This window comes from Nitrospira sp. BLG_2 (assembly GCF_049222245.1).
Genome location: NZ_JBLYIG010000285.1, coordinates 1 through 2644, shown reverse-complemented (window position 1 = coordinate 2644; position 2644 = coordinate 1). Strand labels below are relative to the sequence as shown.

The 2644-nt window shown below is 56.7% G+C and carries 3 protein-coding genes; all 3 read right to left on the bottom strand.

The window, feature by feature from the left end; translation table 11 throughout:
* A partial coding sequence (locus ACOSYY_RS07885) for a hypothetical protein (protein WP_421661720.1) occupies positions 1-329 on the bottom strand: 329 nt, incomplete at its 3' end.
* Positions 330-1082: 753 nt separating this feature from the next.
* On the bottom strand, positions 1083-2288 hold the full coding sequence (locus ACOSYY_RS07880; RefSeq protein WP_421661719.1) for an ATP-binding protein: 1206 nt from the start codon (positions 2286-2288) through the stop codon (positions 1083-1085).
* Positions 2289-2449: 161 nt separating this feature from the next.
* Positions 2450-2644, bottom strand: a 195-nt coding sequence (locus ACOSYY_RS07875) for a DUF2130 domain-containing protein (protein ID WP_421661718.1), incomplete at its 5' end; no start/stop codon positions are given.

Genomic DNA, 2644 nt, shown 5'->3' with positions numbered 1-2644 from the left:
ACGCCGTCCGTCGGCCCCGGCCATCCCGTCCCTCCCACCTGTTCAACTTGATGTTCGGTAATCTTGTTGGCCCACACCCAATACAGAAAGTCGAGAAACCGCCGGTCATCGACCCTCAGAGTGAGCGTCTCGTTCGTCAAGGCAGCCTTGGGGTTATAGCTCGTTCGGGCCGATTCACAATGGGCCTCCCACTCTGTGTTGGACCAGGCGGCATCGCTCACGGGGAAGGCCGGCGCCCCCTGAGGAAGCCACAGACACGATGTCACGAAGAGACACAAGACGGTCTGTAGAGAGGCCATTCGTGTAGATGTGGTTGTTACGGTCGCCATTGGACGTTCCTTCCGATCGCTCTGTGGCATGGATGACACTCGCGAATCACGTCCTTCGCAGGAGACCTGATCGCATCCTTTCCGTTCGATGCCTGCATGGAAAGTGCCCGACAGACCCGTAGGCTCTCACTGGAAACGACATCGGTTCTATTCCCGTATCGATGTTGAACTTAGCTATTGAGACACCTCTGCGGTGATCGCTTCCATGAAAAGCTCTGGAGCAACATTTTCTGTATCGGTTCAGATACGACGAGTATCCATCTCGATACACATGTAAAAGGACCGGAAGAGATGCCGCGATGCGATGAGGAACGAGCAGGATTCGGCGTCTTGACTACCCGCCGAAGGCGATCAGTCAAAGCACCGATGAGAAGAACGGGCTATCGATGGTTTGGGACGGAAGGAACCTGGATTGGACTTCCGATTTGGCTCTGACGCGATGGCGCGAGCCTGTGTCACAGGAACCGAATTCAGGTAGATCAGGATGTGCTGTCGCTCTCGACACCACAGAATGGGATCACGATCGGTACTCTCTCGTCGATGACGATCACCGCTCTGTCGCATCGTTCTTTTCGCTCGATGGCTGATTCAAGGCCGTCAGTTCCAGTCCCTCGATCTCTTTCAATGATTTGCCCGCGATGCCCTGAAGATCGCCGTACAGACTAACTGCAGCTTGCCCCGCACGCCAGTTCTACGCCGCCCGCTCTCGCCCTGTCCTGATGGCACAATCCGGCCTCGCCTACTACCGCGCCCTCAGAGACAGTACCATGGAAGCGCCAGGATCTTGTCATGCAGGCGCAGAGGTCGCGGACACCGACAGATGACATAACCTCGTCTGGCTTGCCGCGGATGCTCGTCAAGAAAGGTCAGCAGATGTCGTGCGTCCGATAGCGATGGGTGTTCCGTCCATTTCACTTCGATGGGAGTCAGATGTCCCTCATGCTCGAGGATGTAATCCACCTCGGCTCCGCCACGCGTCCGTTGATAGAAGAGCCCGCCATTGCCGAGATACTGAAGACGTATCCACAGTTCAATGCCCACCCATTGCTCAAACAGTTGGCCGGGATTGGCGCGGACGAGCTCCAGAGATGGCGATAAGCCGGCCGCGGTGTGCCGAACCCCCAGGTCGAAGAATAGGAATTTCGGGGTGGACAACAGATTCTTTCGCGGGCTTTTGCCGAAGGCCCGAATCTGGAACCCCACGAACATATCCTCCAAGAGCTGATAATAACTCTTCACCGTCGGCTGAGAGATGCCCGTTTCCTGCGAAATCGCCGCATAGTTCAAAATCTGTCCTGATTCCCGCGCGGCCAATTGCAGAAATCGAACAAACGCCCCCCAGTCCCGGACCAGCGCCTCACGTCGGATTTCTTCCTCCAGGTGGATATGCGAGTAGGCGCGAAGCAATTCGATCCGATCGGCCTCTTCGCTTGCCACCATGCCCGGTAAGGCACCGTAGGCCAAGCGAGTCTCCAAATCCCAGGCCGGGAACAACGGTTTGGGTGAGGCGGCAGCCGGCCACTGGAACGGGAGCGGTGAGTCGGCATGGGCGGGAGGACGACTCAGAGGAGGATGTTCGACCAAGGTCAAGGGATAGAGCCGATGCAGAAAACTTCGGCCCGGCAGGAGATTGGCGCCTGTCAGGCGCAGCTTGCGAGCCGAACTTCCGCATAGGATGAACAGCCAGCGGCGTTTGGCCTGATCGTAGAGATGCTGAACCGCATCGAACAGGGCCGGAACCGACTGGGCCTCATCTACAAGGACAACACGGCGCGTCTTCGTCTCCGGCAATGCCCGGCAAGCCTGGACGAACAGATCCGGATTGGCCAGCAATCGCGAACGTTCCTGCGGATCGGAAAGATCGAACACCAGCGCATCTTGCGGGATCAGTGATCTCAGTAACGTGGATTTTCCCGTTTGCCGTGCACCAAACAGTAGGTGTACGAACGGCCGCCTCAACTTACCGCCAAGCGGTTCAGCAAACCAGCGTGCGAACAGGAAGCACCTCGGATGAGTCTAATATAAAGTATGATTTATATTTGTAGAACAAATATAAATCAAGCTTTCTCATATTGAAAGACCTCGCGGCAGCATTATGTCCGCCCGCGGAATAGGCTGCGTCAGAGCAACCTTTCTCCCTCGGTTGCTGGCCCCTCCAGCGATCTCAGTTCCAGTCCCTCGATCTCTTTCAATGATTTGCCCGCGATGCCCTGAAGATCGCCGTACATGCCGACCGTGGCCTGCATGACCCGCTCGATCTGTTCCTCGCGCTTGGCCCACTGTTTGGTGATCGCCTTCTTCTCCTTGTCCAAATC